Genomic DNA, 17618 nt, shown 5'->3' on the forward strand with positions numbered 1-17618 from the left:
GTCGTCGACGGTCAGCAGCGCGACGCGAATGCCTCGCCCTCACCCCGAGCGCCGGGCCGGGATCGGGCTCGTCCGCCGGCTGCTGCTATCGTGATCTGCAGCGAGAGCGAGTTCGGTCTGCGCGTGTGCGCCTTCCCAATGCGTTCGTGAACAAGTGGTGGGAGGTGTATTTCCATGGCAGAAGGAACCGTGAAGTGGTTCAACGATGCGAAGGGGTTCGGTTTCATCGAGCCCGCCGAGGGGTCGAAGGACCTCTTCGTGCATCACAGCAACATTGCTGGTGACGGCTTCAAGTCGCTCCCGGAGGGGGCGAAGGTGTCGTTCGAGGCCCGCGAGGGCGCGAAGGGCCCGGAGGCGACCAACGTCACCGTGATCGCGTAGCAGGGCTGCTGGAAGCCCGTGGCCGCCTCGGCGGCCACGGGCGCCGCTCCCGCCTGTTGCTCGAGCAAACCCGATCCGACCGAGAGGAGCTGCGCCATCGCCGTCAAGGAAGAGAAGATCGAGATGGAGGGGGAGATCACCGAGTCCCTCCGCAACCGGATGTTCAGGCTCCGGCTCGACAACGGCCACGAGATGATCGGCTACACCGCCGGACGGATGAAGCGCTACAGGATCCGGATGCTCCCCGGCGATCGCGTGCGGGTCGAGCTCTCCCCGTACGACCTCGACCGCGGTCGCATCGTCTACCGGCTGCGGTAGCTCCGCATGGCCGACCGAGCCGAGGAGCTGCGCGCCGAGCTCGCAGGCCTGCTCGCTCGTCACGAGCCGACGCTCACCGGCGCCGAGCGTGCCGATCTCCTGCAACTGGAGCGGCGCAGCGGGTGGCGGCCGGGAAGCAGGCCGACGCGGCCCGAGCCCAAGATCAGCGCCTTCCTCGACCTGTTCGACCGGGCAGAGCAGGAGGAGCTCACGGACCGCACGCTGGCGAGCGGCTCCGTCGACGAGCTCCGACGGGCTTTCCGCGAACGTCTCTCGGCAGGCCTCTGACGGCGACGCCGCAGGCGTCCCGGCGATCTCCGCGGTGGTGTTCCGGGCCGGAGTGCTCCCGCGAGGGGAGAGCCCCGGCCCGGGGGTTTCGTGCCGCTTTCCTAGCTGCCGTCGACGAAGCCGCCGCCGAGGACGGCGAGGAACGAGGCGAGCGCGACGACGACGTACAGGAGGGTGCCCTTGTGCATCGGATGCGTCCTTTCCGCGTAGAGGCCGGAGTGCGGTGCCGCTCCCTGGGGTTTCTGTGTGCGAGGGCGGCCCGTGTCTGATCGTCGGCGCGCGCGGGGGATGCCTCGACCCCCTTTGTGGTGATATCGCGGCTGCCGGCTCGACGCGGCGGATCGCCGTCCGTGGGGCGCTCTAGAAGGGCGAGTCGCGCAGCGCCTCTGCTGCCTGCCGGTAGCGGCGGGCAGCGGCGCGGGTGTCGCCGCGGTAGCCGGCGAGGTCGCCGAGGGCGGCGGCGGCGGCGGCCTGATGGCTGACCGAGCCGATCCGCGCGAAGCTCGTCTGCGCCGCCGAGAAGAACGCTTCGGCCTCGTCGGGCCGATCCTGCTTCAGCAACGCGTGCCCGAGCGTGAGCTCCGCGATGCCGATCTCGTGGAGGTAGTCGACGCGGCCTGCGAGCAGGCGCAGTGCCTTGCGTGCGTCGCGCTCCGCCGCCGCGGCCTCGCCGCAGGCGAGGTGGACCTCGGCGAGCGAGCACAGCGCGTGGCCGGCGTCCGGGGCGAGGCCGGTCTCGACGGCGATCTCGAACGAGCGGTTCAGCAGCTCGACCGCCCTGGTGGAGTTCCCGAGCAGGTGGGCGATGCCGCCGAGGTTGTTGAGGAGACGGCCGACGTTCGCCCGGTCGCCGAGCTCGTCGAACAGCGCCATCGCCTGTTCGGCGTGCTGCCGCGCGAGCAGCCAGTTCCCCTGCCGCTCCGCGACGAGCGACGCCTGGAAGTACGCGTCGGCCGAGCGGCGCGGATCGCCGAGATCCTCGGCGAGCTCGAGCGCGCGCTCGGTGTCCTCGCGGGCCGCTTCCCAGTCGCGCTGGCGGCGGCGGCAACGCGAGCGCCAGTGGTGGATGTCCGAGCGCAGGCCGTCGCACGCGCGCCCGGAGCGCTCGGCCAGCGCGAGCGCGCGGGCGAACAGCTCGACCGCCCTCACCACGTCGGAGCGCTTGTAGGACAGCACACCGAGCAGGAACAGCAGGTCGGCGCGGTCCACCCCGGTGAACCCCGCGCCCTGCACGAGATCTCGTGCCCGCGCGAGCAGCGACTCCGCCGCGCCCAGGTCGCCCTTCTGCAGATGCGCCCACGCCTCGCCGCGCAGCGCGCGCAGAGAGAGCGCGGGCAGTCCCGCGCTCTCGACGAGGGCCGCCGCGTCGCGAAACTCCTCGATCGCCCGCTCGTAGCGGTGGCTCTCCGAGAGCGCCTCGGCGCGTGCGAGCGCGGACTCGGCCTGCCCGAGCTCGGCCCTGCTCACGCCCTGCTCGAGAAACTCCATGTCGGTCCCGAGCCGCCCGGCGAGCCACTCCAGCGTCTCCGCCGTCGGGCGCGTCTTGCCGCGCTCGACCTGGCTGATGTACTCCTTCGAGAAGCGGCCGGCGGCGAGCTGCGTCTGCGTCATCCGCGCCGCCACGCGCAACGCGCGAACACGCTCGCCCACCGGCGCAGGCGCCGCCGCCACGGCGGCGATGCCGGGGGCCGCTCCGCCGTCCTCTCGTCCACCGTCGCTGGTAGCCATCAACGGGAAGTATGGAGGCAGCGACGTCCGCGGGCGAGCGCGGCACCTGCGAGCGATCGTCCACGACGACCTCGCAGCCCGCGTGCACGGGCTCGGCGAACGCCGCCCGATGACCATCCCCGTCGTCGTGGAGATCTGACATCGGTATCGTGCTCTTCCGTCACGTGAGCGTCGAGGAGGAGCGCAGGATGCCGAGCGCAGGCCGGGCAGGGCACCATCGCAGCGGCGTCGGCGGTCCCCGCACGCCGACGGACGGCAGCATCGCGGCCCGCGGAGGGAGCGCCCGGCGCCCGCTCTCCGCCACGCGGCAGTGAGGCTCGCGCGGGCGCCCGCGTCCGGCGACGATCCGCTGGCCGCGTATCTCCGGCGCCGCGTGGACGCGGGGGAGCTGCCCGTCGGGGAGATCGTGGAGGTCGAGGGAGCGCAGTACCAGGTGCTCGGGCTCGACCCGGTCGGAGCCGACACACGCTGCGTCTACGTGCGCGAGCTCCCCGGTCGCGGTGAGATCGTGGTCGAGATCCGGTCGGACGGCCCATGAGCGAGCGAGCCGGTTCGTCCAGGATCAGGCGTCGAGCAGCTTGCGGATGCCGCGCACGGCCTGGCCGATGCGGTGCTCGTTCTCGACGAGCGCGAAGCGCACGAACGCGTCGCCGTCAGCGCCGAAGCCGATGCCGGGCGAGACGGCCACGCTCGCCTCGCGCGCCAGCTTCTCCGCGAACGCGAGCGAGCCGAGCGGGCGGAAGCGCTCGGGGATCGGCGCCCACACGAACATCGTCCCCTTCGGCCGCGGGAACGACCAGCCCGCCCGCTCGAGCCCGTCGCAGAGCGCGTCGCGGCGCGACTGGTAGATCGCCGCCACTTCCCGCGGGTAGCCGGGCAGCTCGTTCATCGCCACGATCGCCGCGATCTGGATCGGCTGGAAGGTGCCGTAGTCGAGCCACGACTTGAGCCGGGCCAGCGCCGCGACGACGTCGCGGTTGCCGACGACGAAGCCGACCCGCCAGCCCGCCATCGAGAACGACTTCGTCAGGGTGTACAGCTCCACCGCCACCTCGCGGGCGCCCGGCACCTGCAGGATCGAGGGCGGCGCGTAGCCGTCGAAGGCGAGGTCGGCGTAGGCGAAGTCGTGCACCACGAGCAGCTCGTGCTCGCGCGCGAAGTCGACGACGCGCTGCATGAACGCGAGGTCGACGGTGGCGGTCGTCGGGTTGTGCGGGAAGGAGAGGATGACGACGCGGGGCTTCGGCTGCGCCCGCTCCCACGCCTCCTCCAGGTTCGCGAACAGATCCTCGTCGGCGCCCATCGGCACGCGTGTCACCGAGGCGCCCGCGAGGATCGGCGCGTGGATGTGGATCGGGTAGCTGGGGCTCGGTACGAGAGCCGAGTCACCCGGCTCGAGCAGCACCCACATCAGGTGCGAGAGCCCTTCCTTGGCACCGATCGTGTTCAGCACCTCGGTCTCGGGGTCGAGCTCGACCGCGAAGGTGCGCCGGTAGAGGTTCGCGCACGCGAGCCGCAGGTTCGGGATCCCCTTCGAGGCCGAATAGCGGTGGTTGCGCGGATTGTGAGCCGCCTCCGCGAGCTTCTCGACGGCGAGGACGGGCGAGGGGAGGTCGGGGTTGCCGAAGCCGAGATCGACGACGTCGTCGCCGGCGCGGCGCAGCTCGAGCGTGAGGTCGCGGATGACCGCGAACACGTAGGGGGGAAGGCTGTCGACCCGGCGGAACTCCACTACGCGACGAGTCTCGCAGACGCGGCCGCGTCGAGGCTCACTCCCACCGACACGACGTCGCCGACGACCACGAGCGCCGGCGAGGCGAGTCCCTCCGCGAGACCCGCCACATCGGCGAGCGTGCCGGTCACCGTCTCCTGGTCGGGCAGCGTGCCGCGCGAGACGACCGCGGTGGGCGTCGAGCCCGGCAGCCCCGCGGCGACGAGGCCCGCGCACAGCCGCGGCAGCCGCTCCAGGCCCATGAAGAGGACGAGCGTGCCGCCGGCCGCGGCGAGCGCCCCGTACTCGGGCTCGCCGCCGCCCGCGCCGTGGCCGCTCGCGATCGTGACCCGGTCGGCGACACCGCGATGGGTCACCGGGATCAGCGCCGCGGCCGGCACGGCCGCGATCGACGAGACCCCCGGGACGACGTCGAACGGGACGCCCGCCTCGGCGAGCGCGAGCGCCTCCTCGCCGCCGCGGCCGAACACGAACGGGTCGCCGCCCTTCAGCCGCACGACGTCGAAGCCGGCCGAGCCGTAGGCGACGAGCAGCCGGTTGATCTCCTCCTGCCCCATGCCGGCGCGCGAGACGACGAGGGCCTCCTCCGGCGCCTCGGCGACGAGCTCCTGCGCGACGAGCTCGTCGACGACGAGCACGTCGCACGAGCGGACGAGCTCGAGCCCGCGGGCGGTGATCAGGCCGGGATCGCCCGGGCCGGCGCCGACGAGGTGCACGCTCACCCGAGCGCCTCGGCCACGAGGCCGGCGAAGTACGCCTTGCGTTCCTCGTAGGTGGCGAAGTGCGACTGCGCGAACGGCCGCAACGCGCGCAGCCGCCGCGCGAGGTCGGCGTGCTCGGGCCGCACGACCGCGGCGATCTCGTCGCGCAGGCGCTGGGCGAGCGCGGGGGAGGCGCCGCCGGTCGAGACGGCGACCGCGATCGGGTCGTGCCGGTGCACGGCGGGGAGGATGAACGAGCACAGCTCGGGCACGTCGACGACGTTGCACAGCTGCGCGCGCGCCTCCGCGTCGCGGAACACGCGGCGGTTCACCGAGGTCGTCGAGGTGGCGGCGACGACGAGGAAGCGCCCGTCCAGATCCTCGCTGCGGTACCCGCGCCGCACGAGCGTCACGGCGAGCCGCGTGAGCTCGGGCACGACCTGCGGAGCGACGACGGTGACGTCGGCGCCGGACGCGAGCAGCCCTTCGACCTTCTCGAGCGCCACCCGGCCGCCCCCGACGACGAGCACGCTGCGCCCGGTCAGGTCGAGGCACGCCATGTAGTAGCGCGGGCCGTCCACGTCAAACCTCCACCGACGCGAGCCGCGCGCCCTGGCGGTCGAGGCGGACGGACAGCGACGCCTCGTCGGTCGTCAACGAGAGGGTGAACGATCCCGGGCCGATCGCCGTCAGCGTCGCGCTCTCGAGCGCGCGGCCGCGCAGGGACGCGAGCGCGTCGGTCACCTCCCTCGCGCTCTCGGCCAGGGCCGCGCCCCGCGGCAGCTTGCGGTACAGGCGCAGCGCCGCCTGCTCGCCGGGCGGCCCGTAGACGGCGCGGATGCGGCCCGCCTGCAGGCCGAGCTCGACGATGCGCTCGAGCGAGGTCGCGTGGCTCTCGTCGAGCACGCCCTGCTCGAGCGCGAGCTCGAGCGACGAGAGCTCGCTGCGCGTCTGCGGGCGCGCGGCGGCGTCGAGCACCGCCCGCGTCTCGGCGAGCGCCACCTCGCGCTCGGCCTCCGACAGGCGGATGCCCTCCCCGGCTCCGTGCTCACTCATGCCTGTCCTCCCCGACGATCGCGTGCAGCTCGTGCTCGAAGCCGCCGGTCTCGATCGCGCAGTGCATGCCGCATTCCTTCGGCGCGCCGGTCTCCCACCACCAGCGCCCCGCCCGCACCGGCTCGCCTGCTGCGACCGGCCGCGTGCACGGCAGGCAGCCGATCGACGTATAGCCCTGGGCGTAGAGGGCGTGCGTGGGCACGTCGTACCGGCGCAGGTAGTCCCAGACGTCCTCCTCCGACCACTCGGCGAGCGGGTTCAGCTTCACGATCGCGCCGTGGTCGTGGTCGATCTCCACCTTGCGGATGTCGGAGCGCGACGCCCACTGGTCGCGCCGCAGGCCGGTCACCCACGCGTCGAGCCCCGCGAGCACGCGCGTGAGCGGCTGCACCTTGCGAACGTTGCAGCACAGGAGCCGGTGCTCGACGGAGCGGTAGAAGAGGTTGGGCCCGTGGCGGTCGACGAGCCGTTGCACCTGCGCGGCGTCGGGGGAGAGCAGCTCGAGCCGCAGGCCCTCGTAGCGGTCGCGCAGCTGCTCGACGAGGTCGTGCGTCTCCTGCGGCAGGCGACCCGTGTCGATCGAGAACACACGGACGGCAGGATCGATCCGGTACGCCATGTCGATCAGCGCCACGTCGCCTTCCTGGAACGCGGTCGAGAGCGCGAGCCCTCCTCCGAAGCGCTCGATCGCCCACTCGAGCACCTCCCAGGGCTCCTGCCCCTCGAACTCGACCGACAGCTCGCCGGCCTCCAGCTCGTCGATGAGATCGACGCTCATGCTGCCTCCTCTTCTTCCCGGCGCGATCGGGCCGGCTCCCGGCCGATGAGGACGCCGAGCTCGTCGTCCGTGTGGCGGTCGCAGAACGACCGGAAGCTCTCCCCGCCGTCGCGGCCGCCGAGCCAGCCCGCGACCAGGCCCTCGACTGCCGCGTCGAGCTCCTCGCTGGGTACGCGGCGGAAGACGGGCCGGCCGATCGCAGCCTGCGGCCCGAGCGCGCCGCGCAGCAGCACGTCGTAGGCCTGGCGGCGCTTGCCCTCGGCGTCGCGCACCGTCGTGCCCTGGAAGCCGATGTCGCCGACCCAGTGCTGCCCGCAGGCGTGCGGGCAGCCGTCGAGATGGAGGCGCAGGCCGGCGACGTCGTCGCCGAAGCGCCCCTCGAGGTGCTCGATGAGGCGGCCGAGGCGGCTCTTCGTCTCGGTCACGGCGAAGTTGCAGTGCGGTTCGCCCGTGCAGCCGATCGAGCTGCCGCGCAGGCGGTTCGCATCGACAGGGAAGCCGATCTCGGCGAGCCCGGAGACGACGTCGTCGAGCGCGCCGTCGGACACGCCCGTGAGTACGAGGTTCTGCTGGCGCGTGACCCGGACGTCGCCCTCCCCGGCGAGACGGGCCGCGGCGATCATCTGGTCGCCCGAGATCAGGCCCAGGTGCACGGGCGCCCCGACGGAGCTTGTCCCCGGCTCGTGCTGGGGCTCGACGCCCATGTGGTCGGACGGCTCGCGCTCGAGCGCGGGCAGCGTGAAGTCGGGCAGCGCGTAGCCGAGGCGCCGCTCGACCTCCGCGCGCATCCCGTCGGCGCCCCGGTCGTCGACCATGAACTTCATCCGCGCCTTCACCCGCGAGATGCGGTAGCGCAGATCCTCCTTCCACGCGTCGAGGAGGGCCCGCAGCACGGGCAGCGCCTCGTCGGGACGCACCCACACGCCCAGCTCGCGCGCGAGGCGCGGCACGGAGGAGAGGCCGCCGCCGACGAGCACCGCGAATCCCGGCGCGCCGTCGCGCAACGCGCCGACGAGCGAGATGCAGTTGATCTCCGGCGCGTTGCAACGGTGCGCGCACGCGGCCACCGTGATCTTGTGCTTGCGCGGCAGGTCGGAGTAGTCGGGGTTGCCGTAGAAGAACGACGTGATCTCGGCCGTGAGCTCCGTCACGTCGAAGAGCTCGTCGCGGGCGAGGCCGGCGACGGGGCAGCCGGTCACGTTGCGCACCGCGTCGCCGCAGGCGCCGACCGTGGTCAGCCCGACGTCGCGCAGACGCGCGAACACCAGGGGGAGGGAGGCGAGCTCGAGGTAGTGGAGCTGGATCGTCTGGCGGGTCGTCAGCTCTCCCGCGCCGCGGCCGTGCTCGTTCGAGAGCTCGCCGACGGCGTGCAGCTGCTGCGGCGTGATGCGCCCGGCCGGCAGCTTGATGCGCAGCATGAACGTTCCGACCTTCGGCTTGTCGTGGTAGAGGCCCCACCACTTCAGCCGCACGATGTCCTCCTCGGCGATGTCGGCGTAGCCGGTCGCGATCAGCGCCGGCAGCTCGTCGAGCATCACGAGCGGGCTCTTCTCGCGCTTGAGCCGCTCCTGCGGGTTGCGCCTGAGCACGAGCTCGAGGGTGGGTTCCTCCATCACCGTCCGGGCGCCCTGCGCCATGCCGACCTCCTCGTCCCCGGAAACGACGAGGGCCCCGTGTCCCGGAGCCCTGGACGGCGCCTGCGGCGCCTGCGCCTCGCCATCTTCCCGTCTGCCGCCCCGGGTCGGACGGCTCGCGGCTGGAGTTCGCACCTGACGGACGGTCGTCCCGGTTGCGGCGGTGTCGTCGGGCCAGGTCCCTCTACCGCTCGCGATGGCTAACGCTTCTGAATGTATAGCAACGATACTTCCGAAATACAAGTAACGTCAGCGGACGGCCACGGCGGCGCCCAGGAAACCCGCGACGAGCTCGTGGTAGCGCGGCACCTCGAGCAGGAACGAGTCGTGACCCCACGGCGAGGACACCTCCTCGAGCTGCACGGTGCAGCCGGCCCGTTCGAGCACGCGTGCGATCTCGGCGGAGTGCGCCGTCGGGAAGCGCCAGTCCGAGTCGAACGAGACGACGAGGAAGCGCGTGCCCGAGTCGCGGAGCCGCTCGACGGCGCCCTCCTCGTCCGCGAACGGGTCGAAGTAGTCCATCGCGCGTGAGAGGTAGAGGTACGAGTTCGCGTCGAAGCGCTCGAGGAAGCTCCGCCCCTGGTGCTCGAGGTAGCTCTCGACCTGGAAGTCGACGCCGAAGGTGGGTGCTTCGCGCAGGCGCCCGCGCCCGAACTTGAGCTCCAGGCCCCGCTCGGACACGTACGTGATGTGCGCGAGCATGCGCGCCACGGAGAGCCCGACGTCGGGATTGCGCCCGCTGTCGTAGTAGTCGCCGCCGCAGAAGTGCTCGTCGCCGAGGATCGACGCCCGGGCGACCGCCGAGAGGGCGATGTTCTGGGCCGTGAGCCGCGACGACGCGCACACGAGCACGGCGTGCTCGATCTCGCCCGGGCGGTCGAGCGCCCACTGCAGCACCTGCATGCCGCCGAGCGAGCCCCCGACCGCGCCGTAGAGGCGCCGGATGCCGAGGTGCGCGAGCAGGCGCCGGTGCACGGCCACGAGGTCGGAGACCGAGAAGTGGGGGAAGCGGAGGCCGTACGGTCGCCCCGTCGTCCGATCGGGCGACGACGGGCCGGTCGTGCCGCGGCAACCGCCGAGCAGGTTCGGGCAGATCACGAACAGCCGCTCGCTGTCGATCGGCTTGCCCGGACCGATGAGCGTGTCCCACCAGCCGGTCCGCGCCGGGTCGCCGTGGTGGCCGGCGGCGTGCGCGTCGCCGGTGAGCGCGTGGCAGACGAAGACGGCGTTCGATCCGTCCGGCGCCGGCGTGCCGTACGTCTCGTAGGCGACCTCGACCGGGGCGAGCGTCGCCCCGGAGGAAAGCACGAGCGGGTCGTCCTCCGTGAAGAGGACGACCCGCCGCGTCTCGACGTATCCGAACGAGCCGGGCACGTCGCGTCTCAGGCGGCCGCGGGCACGGCCGCCCTCGCGAGCGCCTGGTCGAGGTCCTCGACGATGTCGTCGATGTGCTCGATCCCCACCGAGAGCCGCACGGTGTCCTGGGTCACCCCCGACGCTTCGAGCTCCGCCTCGTTCAGCTGCGAGTGCGTCGTCGTCGCGTTGTGGATCGCGAGCGACTTCGCGTCGCCGATGTTCGCGAGGTGGCTGAACAGGCCGAGGCTCTCGATGAACGCCTCGCCCGCTTCGCGCCCGCCCGCGATGCCGAACGTGACGAGGCCGCCGTAGCCGCCGGCGAGAATGCGGTCGGCGACCGGCTTGTACGGGCTCGAGTCGAGGCCCGGGTAGCTCACCCACGTGACGGCGTCGTGCTGCGCGAGATGGCGGGCAACGGCGAGCGCGTTCGACGAGTGGCGCTCGATGCGCAGCGGCAGCGTCTCGAGTCCCTGCAGGAGCAGGAACGCGTTGAACGGCGACAGCGCCGCTCCCGTGTTTCGCAGCAGGACGGTGCGCACGCGGCCGATGTACGCCGCCGGCCCGAGCACATCCGCCCAGACGACGCCGTGGTAGGACGGATCCGGCTGCGTCAGGCCGGGGTAGCGCTCCGCGTGGGCCGTCCAGTCGAAGTTGCCGGAGTCGACGACGACGCCGCCGATCGTCGTCCCGTGCCCGCCGATGTACTTCGTCGCCGAGTGCACGGCGACGTCGGCGCCGTGCTCGAACACGCGGCAGAGGATCGGCGTCGGCACCGTGTTGTCGACGACGAGCGGCAGGCCCAGCGCGTGGGCGGCGTCGGCCCAGGCGCGGATGTCGACGACGTTCAGCTTCGGGTTGCCGATCGTCTCCGCGAACACGAGCTTCGTGTTCTCGTCGACGAGCGCCGCCAGCGCCGCGGGATCGTCCGCGTCGACCCAGCGCACCTCGATGCCGTATTGGGGCAGCGTGTGCGCGAACAGGTTGTAGGTGCCGCCGTACAGCGTCGAGACGGAGACGATGTTGTCGCCCGCGCGGGCGACGTTGAGCACGGCGTAGGTCACCGCGGCCTGCCCGGATGCGGTCGCGACGGCCGCGACGCCGCCCTCGAGGGCGGCGATGCGCTGCTCGAACACGTCCCAGGTCGGATTCATGATCCGCGTGTAGATGTTGCCCGGCACCTTCAGCGCGAACAGGTCGGCTGCGTGCCGGGTGTCCTCGAACACGTACGAGGTCGTCTGGTAGATCGGCACCGCGCGCGACCCGGTCGTCGGGTCGGGCACCTGCCCTCCGTGCAGTGCGATCGTCTCGGGCCTGTGGTCGCTCATGAAGCGCTCCTCTCCGCCTGCCGGCGATGGTGGTGTCCCGGGAACGGCGAAGGCCCCTGACGTCGAGTCCCGGGCCTCCAGTGCTCCCGCCGGCGGCGGGTGCTGCGCCTTCCATCTTCCCGCTCACCGCCCGGGACGGCCGGCTCGCGGCTGGAGTTCGCACCTGACGGACGGTCGTCCCGGTTGCGGCGGTGTCGTCGGGCCAGATCCCTGAACCGCTCGTGATGGTCAACGCTTCACTTTGGAAAGTAACACACGAGGGCGGCCCGCGTGGCGGTTCCTCGGGGCGCGGGCCGCTCCGTGCGGCGCCCCCGCTTGGTATCCTTTCTCTCGTATGAGTGGATTCGGCCTCTATCTCGCGTTCCTGATCCCGCCGCTTCTGATCGGCTTCCTCGTGCAGGGGTGGCTGAAGAAGACGGTGGCGGCGCAGATGCAGGTGCGGGTCGCGAACGGGATGACCGGCGCGGAGGTCGCGCGCATGATCCTCGACCGCAACGGCCTCCACGGCGTTCCGGTGCAGGCGGCGCCCGGCGGTCCGCTCTCCGACCACTACGACCCGCGCAAGCGCACGGTCAACCTCTCCCAGGGCGTGTACGACGGGAACGCCGTCGCATCCGCGGCCATCGCCGCGCACGAGGTCGGGCACGCGATCCAGCACGAGAAGGCGTACGCGCCGTTCAGGCTGCGCAGTGCGATGTTCCCGGCCGTGTCCTTCGCATCGAGCGCGTGGATCATGCTGCTGATCGGCGGAGCATTGCTCGGCCTGTTCGGTCTCGTCAAGATCGCGATCGTCCTCTACGCGGTCGTCGTGCTGTTCCAGCTCGTGACGCTGCCCGTCGAGTTCGACGCGTCGCGTCGCGCCAAGCAGCAGCTGCACGGCCTCGGCCTCGTCTCCTCGGGCGAGTCGAAGGGTGTCTCCAACGTGCTCACGGCCGCAGCGATGACCTACGTCGCCGGCGCGCTCGCCGCGCTCTCGCAGCTCGCCTACTACGCTCTCGCCTTCCTCGGCAACCGGAACTAGCGACCCGCCGAGATTCGCCTCGCTGCGGTAGACGCTCTCGACGCCGCTCTGCGCGGGAGACCCGCCCCGCACGGGCTTCGCGTTGAGCGGCGGCCACGTCGCGTGGCCGCTCGTGTACGCCGGTAGCCCGCCGGCCGAGCTGCTCGCGGAAGCCACGATGACGCCGATCGCGCCGGAGATTGCCGGCAACGACACGAGCGCTGCGACGGCGCGGTGCATGCGACGCGCATAGTGTGCGGCAGACGCCGCCGCACGTGCGCATCCGGCTCGGGTTGCGGCGCCGAAGGCCGGATGTGCAGACTGCAAGGGACTGGGAACGAGGATGTCTGGGGAGGCGGTATGAGCTCGGAGCTTGCAGGCCCGCTCGAGCGCGGGGCACAACCTGACCGGATCCGACGCCGTTCGGCACGCATCCTCGCCGTTGAGTTGCTCGGCCCGCTGACCGTCCTCGGCGGCATCGTCTGGGCCGTCCTGCAGCCGTACCGCATCGTGTTCCTCGACCGTGCGGGAAAGGGGTTCTACGACTACCTCGTGCAGCCGCCGCTGCTCGTGATCTCCGTGGGCCTGCTGTTCGCGCTCGCGGTCGCGCCGGGGCTCGCGGAGGACATGCGGGGAGACGGTGACCCCGAGGGCTGAGATCGTCCACTGGGCCTTCGGCGCGGGGTTCCTGCTCCTCGGGCTGATCCTGCTCGCCGAGGTGATCGTCGGCACCGACGTGTTCCGCAAGCGGCCCTGGCGTGCCTACCTGTGGCCGGCGCTCGCCTTCGTGCTCGGGGTCATGCTGTGGCCGGTCGTCGGCTTCTTCACCAGCTCGACCCTGCACGTGCTCGCCCACGCGGCGTGGGCGCAGGCGGCGATGGTGGCGGGCGCCGTGCAGCTCGCGGTCGTGCGCGGCAAGCTCGCAAGCCCAGCCTGGGCGCTCGTCACGGCGACGGCGATGGTGATCTCCGGCACCTCCTTCATCCTGCACGAGCAGAACACCTGGCTGTTCTCGAGGGCCGCGTTCCTGCACCACGCGCTCGGCTGGACGCTGATCGCCGCGGCGCTGTTCCCCGTCGGCGAGGCGTTGCGGCCGCAGCGGCCGATCTGGCGCGGCGGCTTCGCGCTCACCTGGATCGTCGTCGCGGTGATGCTGTTCGCCGACCGCGACGTCGCGCCCATCTTCGGGCATCTCTCCAACCTCGCGGGCGGCCCGGGCAGATGAGGCGCCCGTCCGCGCTCGCCGCGCTCGCCGCGCTGGCCGTCCTCGCGGCGCCTGCGTCGGCATCCGCGCACGCGACGTTGAAGAGCTCCGTCCCCGGCGTCCAGGCGCGCGTCGATCGTGCGCCGGCAGCGGTGGCGCTCACCTTCAACGAGTCCGTCACGATCACGCCGCGCGCGATCGAGGTGTTCGCCGCGGACGGGAGGCAGCTCGCGGGCACTTCGACCCTGTTCGACCGCGGCAAGCTCGTGCGCATCGCGCTGCGGCCGCTTGCGCGCGGGACGTACACCGTGCGTTGGCGGGCAACCGGCTCCGACGGCCACACGACGGCGGGCGTCTTCAACTTCGGCGTCGGCGTCGAACCGCCGCCACCCTCGCAGGCCGTCGGCGCCGTCGGGCCATCCTGGCGAGACGATGCGGCCCGCTGGGGGTACCTCGGCGCGCTCTCACTGCTCGTAGGACTGCTCGGCTTCAGGCTGCTCGTCCTGCGCGAACCCCTTCCTGCGGCGCTCGCCAACCGGCTGTCGCTGCTGAGCGTGATCGGCGCGTTCGCCGCCGTCGACATCGGTATCGCCGCCTTCGTCATCCGCGCCAGCAACGCGCTGCAGCTCCCGTTCGTCGACCTCCTCTTCGGCGACCTGTCCCCGTTTGCGACGAAGACCCGGTTCGGCCTCGCCTTCGTCGTCACGACGATGGGGTTCGGCGCCGTTGCCGCGCTCGTGCTCCTCTTCTGGATCTTCGACTGGAGCCGGCTGCTGTGGCCCGCGTTCGTCGCCGGCGCGCTGTTCGCGTCGGGCGTGTCGCTGTCGGGCCATCAGGCGACCGAGCCGAACGCGACGTGGCTGACGCAGTTCGCAGACTGGCTCCACCTGCTTGCGGCGACGCTCTGGATCGGCGGCCTCGTCGGGCTCATCGCGTGCGTGTGGCCGCTTGCACCGGAGCTACGGGCCCGGGCCTTCCTCCGCTTCTCGCGGCTTGCCACCGTGCTCGTCGCCGTGCTCGTGCTGGCAGGGACGTACCTCGCGGTGATCCGGCTGCCGCAGCTGTCGGATCTCTGGTCGACCTCGTACGGGCTCGTGCTGCTGCTCAAGCTCGCGATCGTCCTCGTGGCGCTCGGCTGGGGCGCCGCCCACCACTTCCTCGTGCGCCCGCGGCTCGAGCACGGTGAGCCGGCGCCGGGTGGGCTGCGCCGCAGTCTCGCGGGCGAGAGCACGGTGGCGCTGCTGGTGCTCCTCGTGGCTGCGGTGCTCGCCAACCAGCAGCCGCCGCCGAGTGGGCCGCCTGCCCCCGTCTTGAGTGCCAGTACGCTGCCGCGGTGACCTTGGTCTCGATCTCGGGAGGCGCCGGCTTCCTCGGCCTGCACCTCGCCCGGCGCGTGCTCGCCGACGGCGCGGACGTCCGCACCCTCGACGTCGCGCCGCTCGATGATCCCGGGCTCGAGCGCGCCGTCCGCGAAGGGCGCATGGAGGAGGTGTGCGGCGACGTGCGAGACGAGCGCGACGCGAGAGCGCTCGTGCGCGGCGCCGACGTTGTCGTGCACGCGGCCGCGGCGCTGCCGATCCAGTCCTCACGGGAGGCGATTCGCTCCGTCAACGTCGACGGCGCCGCGACCGTGCTGGGGGCGGCCCTCGAAGCGCGTGTGCGCCGCGTCGTGCTCATCTCGTCCACCGCCGTGTACGGCGTGCCGGAGCGGCACCCGATCGTCGAGGACGACCCGCTGGTCGGCGTCGGCTGGTACGGCGCGTCGAAGATCGAGGCCGAGGCGCTGTGCGCCGCCTTCGGCCGGCGGGGGCTCGACACGGTGATCGTGCGGCCGAAGACGTTCGTCGGCCCCGAGCGGCTCGGCGTGTTCGAGATCCTGTTCGACTGGATCCGCGAAGGGCGCCGCATCCCCGTTCTCGGCGACGGCGCCAACCGCTACCAGCTGCTCGCCGTCGAGGATCTCGTCGAGGCGGTCGTGCGCAGCTTCGACGCACCGGTCGCCGGTGAGGCGCTGAACATCGGGGCGGGACACTTCGGCACGGTGCGCGACGACCTGCAGGCGCTGATCGACCACGCCGGCTCGGGATCGCGGCTGTGGCCGCTGCCCGTCAGACCCGCCGAGGTGGTGCTGCGCGCGCTCGAGCTCGCGCGCCTGTCGCCGCTCGCCGAGTGGCACTACCGCACCGCGCACAGGGACTCGTTCGTCTCGATCGAGAAGGCCCGAGATCGGCTCGACTGGGAGCCGCGGCTCTCGAACGCCGAGACGCTGTGCGCCACCTACGACTGGTATCTCGAGCACCGTACGGAGATGCGCCGGGCCGGGACCACGCACCGGGTGCCGTGGAACCAGCAGGCGCTCGGCCTGCTGAAGCGCGTCAGCTGACACGCTCCTAGGCCGTCGCGAAGACGGCGACGCCGTAGCGCGCGAACACCGGATCGGCCGTGACGACGACCAGCTCCTCGAGCTGGGCCTGTGCGACGAGGATCCGGTCGAACGGGTCGCGATGGACAGGCGGCAGCGTGCCCGCCGCCCAGCCGTGCTCGACGGTGACCGCGAGGGGCCGCACGTCGAACTTCTCCAGGCGAGCGGCGAGGCTGCCCGTGAAGCGCAGCTTGCCGAGGCGCGCCATCGTCGAGATCTCCCACGCGCTCGCCGCACTCACGTGAACCTCGTTCGCCACGTCGTCGATCGCGTCGACGGCGGCGCGGGAGAGCCGTCGCGAGCCCTCGAGCCACCAGAGCAGCGCGTTCGTGTCGAGCAGCAGCCTCACCGCTCATCGTCGACTGCGTCGGGGGTCTCCGGGTCGCTCGCACCCCAGAACAGCTGCGCGATCATCTCGTTCGTCTCGTCGCTGTCCCAGTCGTCCGCGAGCCAGATCTTCCCGCGCATCGATCCGTAGCCGCGCCGCCGTCCGCTGGGCCGCTCGAGCGGAAGGAGCCGCGCCCGGGGCTCGCCGGCCTTAGCGATCACGATCTCCTCCCCTGCGGCCGCGCGCTCGACGAGCCGGGAGAGATGCGTCTTCGCTTCGTGGATGTTGACTTGTTCGGGCATGGCCATAATGGACTAGACTAAGTCTAGTCTGACCGGACTCTATCATATTCCCGCGCGCCGCGTGTCGTGCGTCGCCGTTACGGCACGAGCACGAGGGCGCCGCGGACGTCGCCGGAGCGGAGTCGTGCGAGCGCCTCGTTCGCCCGCTCGAGCGGAACGGCCTCGACCTCCGTCCGCACCGGAACGAGAGGGGCGAGCCGGAGGAAGCCCTCCCCGTCGGCGCGCGTCAGGTTCGCGACCGAGCGGAGGACGCGCTCCCCCCACAGCAACGCGTACGGGAAGGACGGGATGTCGCTCATGTGGATGCCCGCGCAGACGACGACACCTCCCTTGCGGACATGGCCGAGCGCGACCGGCACGAGGTCGCCTGCCGGGGCGAAGATGATCGCGGCGTCGAGCTCGTCCGGCGGCCCCGTGTCCGTGCCGCCCGCCCAGGCGGCTCCCAGCGAGCGGGCGAGCTCCTGCGCCGGCGCATCGCCCGGGCGGGTGAGCGCGAACACCGTCTGGCCGCGGCCGGCGGCGACCTGGCAGACGATGTGCGCCGCCGCGCCGAAGCCGTAGAGCCCGACGGCGCGCGCGTCCGCGGCCATCCCGAGGGCGCGGTAGCCGATCAGGCCGGCGCACAGGAGCGGCGCAGCCTGCAGGTCGGAATAGTCATCCGGAACCGGGAAGCAATAGCGCTCGTCCGCCGTCACGAGCTCCGCGTATCCCCCGTCGAGGTCGTAGCCGGTGAAGCGCGCCCGCTCGCACAGGTTCTCCCGGTCGCTGTCGCAGTAGGGGCAGGCACCGCACGTCCAGCCGAGCCAGGGGACGCCGACGCGTGTGCCCGGCGCGAAGCGCCCCGCGCTCGCGATCACCTCGCCGACGATCTCGTGTCCCGGCACGAGCGGCAGCCTGGACGGCGGGAGCTCGCCGTCGACGATGTGCAGGTCCGTGCGGCAGACGGCGCAGGCGCGCACGCGCAACAGCGCCTGGCCGGGGCCGGGAACGGGGTCGGGCAGCTCCCTGGAGCGGAGCGGGCTGCCGGGCGACTGCAGCACCATCGCCCTCATCACCCGCCCCCTC

Annotated in this window: 21 protein-coding genes and 2 riboswitches; of the genes, 9 read left to right on the plus strand and 12 right to left on the minus strand. The window is 72.2% G+C overall.

What is annotated here, in order from left to right; translation table 11 throughout:
* The first annotated feature begins 174 nt into the window (after nt 1–174).
* The 3 genes from Gocc_RS02495 (at nt 175) to Gocc_RS02505 (ending at nt 987) form a co-directional block, all read left to right on the plus strand.
* Nucleotides 175–381, plus strand: coding sequence for a cold-shock protein (locus Gocc_RS02495; protein WP_114794934.1), 207 nt, complete (start codon nt 175–177; stop codon nt 379–381).
* A 96-nt stretch (nt 382–477) separates the two neighbouring features.
* Nucleotides 478–699, plus strand: coding sequence for a translation initiation factor IF-1 (gene infA / locus Gocc_RS02500; RefSeq protein ID WP_220150426.1), 222 nt, complete (start codon nt 478–480; stop codon nt 697–699).
* 6 nt (nt 700–705) lie between these two features.
* Nucleotides 706–987 carry a hypothetical protein gene (locus Gocc_RS02505; protein WP_114794935.1) on the plus strand — a complete coding sequence of 94 codons (282 nt, stop codon included), beginning with the start codon at nt 706–708 and terminating at the stop codon, nt 985–987.
* A 360-nt stretch (nt 988–1347) separates the two neighbouring features.
* Here Gocc_RS02505 and Gocc_RS02510 read toward each other — a convergent pair whose 3' ends face one another.
* Entirely contained in the window at nt 1348–2715 is a 1368-nt protein-coding gene (locus Gocc_RS02510) for a helix-turn-helix domain-containing protein (RefSeq protein ID WP_181813299.1), read from the minus strand.
* Nucleotides 2716–3025: 310 nt separating this feature from the next.
* Here Gocc_RS02510 and Gocc_RS02515 point away from each other — a divergent pair, with 310 nt between their 5' ends.
* Nucleotides 3026–3253, plus strand: coding sequence for a hypothetical protein (locus tag Gocc_RS02515; RefSeq protein ID WP_114794937.1), 228 nt, complete (start codon nt 3026–3028; stop codon nt 3251–3253).
* 24 nt (nt 3254–3277) lie between these two features.
* Here the strand turns inward: Gocc_RS02515 and Gocc_RS02520 are convergent, their stop codons facing one another.
* The 8 genes from Gocc_RS02520 to Gocc_RS02550 form a co-directional block, all read right to left on the minus strand.
* The gene (locus tag Gocc_RS02520; RefSeq protein ID WP_114794938.1) at nt 3278–4447 is read right to left on the minus strand and encodes an aminotransferase class I/II-fold pyridoxal phosphate-dependent enzyme; all 1170 of its coding nucleotides are present in this window, start codon (nt 4445–4447) and stop codon (nt 3278–3280) included.
* Nucleotides 4447–5169, minus strand: coding sequence for a uroporphyrinogen-III C-methyltransferase (gene cobA, locus Gocc_RS15910; RefSeq protein ID WP_181813300.1), 723 nt, complete (start codon nt 5167–5169; stop codon nt 4447–4449). Before cobA ends, Gocc_RS02520 begins: the two co-directional genes overlap by 1 nt.
* Nucleotides 5166–5729, minus strand: coding sequence for a precorrin-2 dehydrogenase/sirohydrochlorin ferrochelatase family protein (locus tag Gocc_RS15915; RefSeq protein ID WP_181813301.1), 564 nt, complete (start codon nt 5727–5729; stop codon nt 5166–5168). Before Gocc_RS15915 ends, cobA begins: the two co-directional genes overlap by 4 nt.
* A 1-nt stretch (nt 5730) precedes the next feature.
* A complete protein-coding gene (locus Gocc_RS02530; protein ID WP_114794940.1) occupies nt 5731–6204 on the minus strand; it encodes a hypothetical protein in 474 nt (157 codons plus the stop codon).
* A complete protein-coding gene (locus Gocc_RS02535) occupies nt 6197–6982 on the minus strand; it encodes a phosphoadenylyl-sulfate reductase (protein ID WP_114794941.1) in 786 nt (261 codons plus the stop codon). Before Gocc_RS02535 ends, Gocc_RS02530 begins: the two co-directional genes overlap by 8 nt.
* Entirely contained in the window at nt 6979–8619 is a 1641-nt protein-coding gene (locus Gocc_RS02540; RefSeq protein WP_114794942.1) for a nitrite/sulfite reductase, read from the minus strand. Before Gocc_RS02540 ends, Gocc_RS02535 begins: the two co-directional genes overlap by 4 nt.
* A gap of 76 nt (nt 8620–8695) precedes the next feature.
* Nucleotides 8696–8819: riboswitch (SAM riboswitch) on the minus strand.
* 46 nt (nt 8820–8865) lie between these two features.
* A complete protein-coding gene (metX, locus tag Gocc_RS02545; protein WP_114794943.1) occupies nt 8866–9990 on the minus strand; it encodes a homoserine O-acetyltransferase MetX in 1125 nt (374 codons plus the stop codon).
* An 8-nt stretch (nt 9991–9998) separates the two neighbouring features.
* Entirely contained in the window at nt 9999–11297 is a 1299-nt protein-coding gene (locus Gocc_RS02550) for an O-acetylhomoserine aminocarboxypropyltransferase/cysteine synthase family protein (protein ID WP_114794944.1), read from the minus strand.
* A 108-nt stretch (nt 11298–11405) separates the two neighbouring features.
* Nucleotides 11406–11528: riboswitch (SAM riboswitch) on the minus strand.
* A 103-nt stretch (nt 11529–11631) separates the two neighbouring features.
* Between Gocc_RS02550 and Gocc_RS02555 the strand changes: the two genes are divergently transcribed.
* From Gocc_RS02555 to Gocc_RS02575, 5 genes are all read left to right on the plus strand, one after another.
* Complete coding sequence (locus Gocc_RS02555) at nt 11632–12318, plus strand: zinc metallopeptidase (RefSeq protein ID WP_114794945.1); 687 nt, start codon at nt 11632–11634, stop codon at nt 12316–12318.
* A gap of 339 nt (nt 12319–12657) precedes the next feature.
* The gene (locus Gocc_RS02560; protein ID WP_114794946.1) at nt 12658–12954 is read left to right on the plus strand and encodes a hypothetical protein; all 297 of its coding nucleotides are present in this window, start codon (nt 12658–12660) and stop codon (nt 12952–12954) included.
* Nucleotides 12938–13522 (plus strand): hypothetical protein, encoded by a 585-nt coding sequence (locus tag Gocc_RS02565; protein WP_114794947.1) that lies wholly within the window; start codon nt 12938–12940, stop codon nt 13520–13522. The genes Gocc_RS02560 and Gocc_RS02565 overlap by 17 nt, the downstream gene beginning before the upstream one ends.
* Nucleotides 13519–14838, plus strand: a complete 1320-nt coding sequence (locus Gocc_RS02570; RefSeq protein ID WP_114794948.1) for a copper resistance CopC/CopD family protein — start codon at nt 13519–13521, stop codon at nt 14836–14838. Before Gocc_RS02565 ends, Gocc_RS02570 begins: the two co-directional genes overlap by 4 nt.
* Nucleotides 14835–15884 (plus strand): NAD-dependent epimerase/dehydratase family protein, encoded by a 1050-nt coding sequence (locus Gocc_RS02575; protein WP_114794949.1) that lies wholly within the window; start codon nt 14835–14837, stop codon nt 15882–15884. Before Gocc_RS02570 ends, Gocc_RS02575 begins: the two co-directional genes overlap by 4 nt.
* Before the next feature lie 7 nt (nt 15885–15891).
* On the opposite strand, the gene Gocc_RS02580 is transcribed toward Gocc_RS02575, so the two are convergent.
* The 3 genes from Gocc_RS02580 to Gocc_RS02590 form a co-directional block, all read right to left on the minus strand.
* The gene (locus Gocc_RS02580; protein WP_114794950.1) at nt 15892–16272 is read right to left on the minus strand and encodes a type II toxin-antitoxin system VapC family toxin; all 381 of its coding nucleotides are present in this window, start codon (nt 16270–16272) and stop codon (nt 15892–15894) included.
* Nucleotides 16269–16559, minus strand: coding sequence for a type II toxin-antitoxin system Phd/YefM family antitoxin (locus Gocc_RS02585; protein ID WP_422717969.1), 291 nt, complete (start codon nt 16557–16559; stop codon nt 16269–16271). The genes Gocc_RS02580 and Gocc_RS02585 overlap by 4 nt, the downstream gene beginning before the upstream one ends.
* A gap of 71 nt (nt 16560–16630) precedes the next feature.
* Nucleotides 16631–17605, minus strand: coding sequence for a zinc-dependent alcohol dehydrogenase family protein (locus Gocc_RS02590; protein ID WP_114794951.1), 975 nt, complete (start codon nt 17603–17605; stop codon nt 16631–16633).
* Between the last annotated feature and the right edge of the window lie 13 nt (nt 17606–17618).

This window comes from Gaiella occulta (genome assembly GCF_003351045.1).
In the GTDB taxonomy this organism is placed as follows: Bacteria; Actinomycetota; Thermoleophilia; order Gaiellales; family Gaiellaceae; genus Gaiella; species Gaiella occulta.

What these genes read in the sequence shown, in the direction of transcription:
- Gocc_RS02555 (WP_114794945.1), top strand. Translation starts at nt 11,632, where the DNA reads ATGAGTGGATTCGGCCTCTATCTCGCGTTCCTGATCCCGCCGCTTCTG.
- Gocc_RS02530 (WP_114794940.1), bottom strand. Translation starts at nt 6,204, where the DNA reads ATGAGTGAGCACGGAGCCGGGGAGGGCATCCGCCTGTCGGAGGCCGAG.
- Gocc_RS02570 (WP_114794948.1), top strand. Translation starts at nt 13,519, where the DNA reads ATGAGGCGCCCGTCCGCGCTCGCCGCGCTCGCCGCGCTGGCCGTCCTC.
- Gocc_RS02560 (WP_114794946.1), top strand. Translation starts at nt 12,658, where the DNA reads ATGAGCTCGGAGCTTGCAGGCCCGCTCGAGCGCGGGGCACAACCTGAC.
- Gocc_RS02505 (WP_114794935.1), top strand. Translation starts at nt 706, where the DNA reads ATGGCCGACCGAGCCGAGGAGCTGCGCGCCGAGCTCGCAGGCCTGCTC.
- Gocc_RS02495 (WP_114794934.1), top strand. Translation starts at nt 175, where the DNA reads ATGGCAGAAGGAACCGTGAAGTGGTTCAACGATGCGAAGGGGTTCGGT.
- Gocc_RS02585 (WP_422717969.1), bottom strand. Translation starts at nt 16,559, where the DNA reads ATGGCCATGCCCGAACAAGTCAACATCCACGAAGCGAAGACGCATCTC.
- Gocc_RS02590 (WP_114794951.1), bottom strand. Translation starts at nt 17,605, where the DNA reads ATGAGGGCGATGGTGCTGCAGTCGCCCGGCAGCCCGCTCCGCTCCAGG.
- Gocc_RS02535 (WP_114794941.1), bottom strand. Translation starts at nt 6,982, where the DNA reads ATGAGCGTCGATCTCATCGACGAGCTGGAGGCCGGCGAGCTGTCGGTC.
- Gocc_RS02550 (WP_114794944.1), bottom strand. Translation starts at nt 11,297, where the DNA reads ATGAGCGACCACAGGCCCGAGACGATCGCACTGCACGGAGGGCAGGTG.
- Gocc_RS02540 (WP_114794942.1), bottom strand. Translation starts at nt 8,619, where the DNA reads ATGGCGCAGGGCGCCCGGACGGTGATGGAGGAACCCACCCTCGAGCTC.
- Gocc_RS02510 (WP_181813299.1), bottom strand. Translation starts at nt 2,715, where the DNA reads ATGGCTACCAGCGACGGTGGACGAGAGGACGGCGGAGCGGCCCCCGGC.